We start from the raw sequence: 2393 nt of genomic DNA, 5'->3' as shown, positions 1-2393 counted from the left end.
CCCGGCGTGGTCGGGGAAGAGCGACGCGATGTGACCGTCCGGTCCGACGCCCAGCATGAGGACGTCGAAGTCGCCGTGGCCCTCCGCCCGCACCGTCTCGCTGTACGACGTCGCGGCAGCCTCGGCGCTCTCGGACTCGTCCGACGCGGGCATCTCGTGCACGCGCATGGCCCGGACCTCGTCGAGGAACGCCGCGCGGGCCTGACCGGCGTTGCGTTCGGGGGAGTCCGCCGGCACGAAGCGCTCGTCGCCGAACCAGAACTGCACGGCTCCCCAGTCGACCCCGGAGGCCGGTGCCAGGCGGGCCACCTCGCGGTGGATCGCGTCGGCGATCGTGCCGCCGGTCAGCCCGATGTCCGGCACGTGGCCGGCAGCCTGGGCGTCGGCGATGCGGTTCAGCAGCTCGCCTGCGACGGCGGTGGCCAGCACCGCGGCGTCGGCGTGGACCTCGATGAGCGGGCTCGGTCGGTCTGATGCATCAGTCATCGCGCGCGGTGCTCCCGGTAGTAGTGGATCAGGGCCCGCGTTGACGGGTCCTGCTCGGCAAGGACGGTCTCGTCACCCGCGAGCGCGGGAGCGATCTGCAACGCCAGTTGCTTGCCGAGCTCGACGCCCCACTGGTCGAAGCTGTCGATGCCCCACACCACGCCCTGGACGAACGTGATGTGTTCGTAGAGCGCGATCAGCTGACCGAGCACCGACGGGGTCAGCGCAGGCGCCATGATCGACGTGGTGGGCCGGTTGCCGGGGAACACACGGGCCGGGACGATGGATTCGGCGGTGCCCTCGGCGCGGACCTCCTCGGCCGTCTTGCCGAACGCCAGGGCCTTGGTCTGGGCGAAGAAGTTCGCGAGCAGCAGCTCGTGCACGTCCGTGGCGCCGTCCACCAGCGGTGAGGTGGGGGTGGCGAAGGCGATGAAGTCGGCCGGGATCAGTCGGGTGCCCTGATGGATCAGCTGGTAGAACGCGTGCTGGCCGTTGGTGCCGGGCTCGCCCCAGAACACCTCGCCGGTCTCCGTGGTGACGGGAGTCCCGTCCCAGCGCACGCTCTTGCCGTTGGACTCCATCGTCAGCTGCTGGAGATACGCAGCAAAGCGGTGCAGGGACTGCGCATAAGGGAGCACGGCGTGGGTCTGGGCTCCGAGGAAGTTGACGTACCAGACGTTCAGCAACCCCATCAGGACAGGCACGTTCGCGTCGAGCGGCGCGTTCTGGAAGTGCTCGTCGACGGCATGGAAACCGGCAAGGAACTCCTCGAACCGCTTCGGTCCGATCGCGATCACCAGGGAGGTGCCGATGGCAGAGTCGACGGAGTAACGGCCGCCGACCCAGTCCCAGAAGCCGAAGGCGTTGGTCGGGTCGATCCCGAAGGCAGCAACCTTCTCGAGCGCGGTGGACACGGCGACGAAGTGGCGGGCGATCGCTGCCTTTGCCTCGGGTGCCTCGGCGTCAGCCGTCTCGATGACACCGGCCGCAAGCAGGCCCTCCAGCAACCAGCTGCGGCACAGGCGCGCGTTGGTCAGTGTCTCGAGGGTGCCGAAGGTCTTGCTCGACACGACGAACAACGTCGTCGCGGGATCGAGGCCGGCGAGCGTCTCGGCCGCATCGGTCGGGTCGATGTTGCTGATGAAGCGGCACTCGAGGCCAGGCTGGACGTACGGCTTGAGCGCTTCGTAGGCCATCACCGGTCCGAGGTCGGACCCGCCGATGCCGATGTTGACGACGGTCGTGATGGCTGCACCGGTGACTCCGCGCCAGGTGCCGGAACGGACGTCGTTGGCGAAGGCGTAGACACGTCCGAGGACCTCGTGGACGTCGTCGACGACGTCGTGACCACCGATCTCCAGGTCGGCGTCGACGGGTTGCCGCAAGGCAGTGTGCAGGACGGCCCGGTCCTCGGAGACGTTGATGTGGTCTCCACGGAACATGGCGTCGCGCCGCCCCGAGAGGCCCACCTCGTCGGCCAGCGCCAGCAAGGCCGCCAGGATGTCGTCGTCAACCAGGTTCTTGGAGAGATCGACCAGCAGGTCTCCCGCGGGATGGGTGAGGCCTGCAGCGCGCCCGGGATCCGCGAACAGCTCACGGAGCGGGGTCTGCCACGACCCGTCGTCACCGCGGTGGGTGTCGGCGAGCTTCTGCAGTCGTGCCCACGCGGAGGTCGTCGTGGGGTCGACCGGAGCAGCGTTCTGCGGCTCACTCACCGGTCAGGCTCCCGCCTTGGCCATCTGCGCCTCGACGGTCTCGATCAGTTCGGTCCAGGACACCTTGAACTTGTCGACGCCCTCGGTCTCGAGCACCGTGAAGACGTCGTCGAGGTCGATGCCGACGGCGACGAGCCGGTCGAAGACGGACTGGGCCTCCGCGGCCTTGCCGGTCACGGCGTCGCCCCCGTT

The 2393-nt window shown here is 68.8% G+C and carries 2 protein-coding genes and 1 pseudogene; all 3 read right to left on the bottom strand.

Annotated features, from left to right (window positions below):
- Positions 1 to 486, bottom strand: a 486-nt coding sequence (locus tag ACOADB_RS17405; protein ID WP_378601169.1) for a 6-phosphogluconolactonase, incomplete at its 3' end; no start/stop codon positions are given.
- Positions 483 to 2201, bottom strand: coding sequence for a glucose-6-phosphate isomerase (gene pgi, locus ACOADB_RS17400; RefSeq protein ID WP_378601166.1), 1719 nt, complete (start codon positions 2199 to 2201; stop codon positions 483 to 485). The genes pgi and ACOADB_RS17405, both read right to left, overlap by 4 nt.
- Before the next feature lie 3 nt (positions 2202 to 2204).
- Positions 2205 to 2393 (bottom strand): annotated as a pseudogene (locus ACOADB_RS17395) (transaldolase); the annotation flags it as partial.

It is taken from the genome of Nocardioides sp. CPCC 206348 (assembly GCF_048654705.1).
GTDB lineage: Bacteria > Actinomycetota > Actinomycetes > Propionibacteriales > Nocardioidaceae > Nocardioides.
The sequence above is the reverse complement of the archived record's forward strand: the minus strand, read 5'-3'. Positions and strand labels throughout refer to the sequence as shown.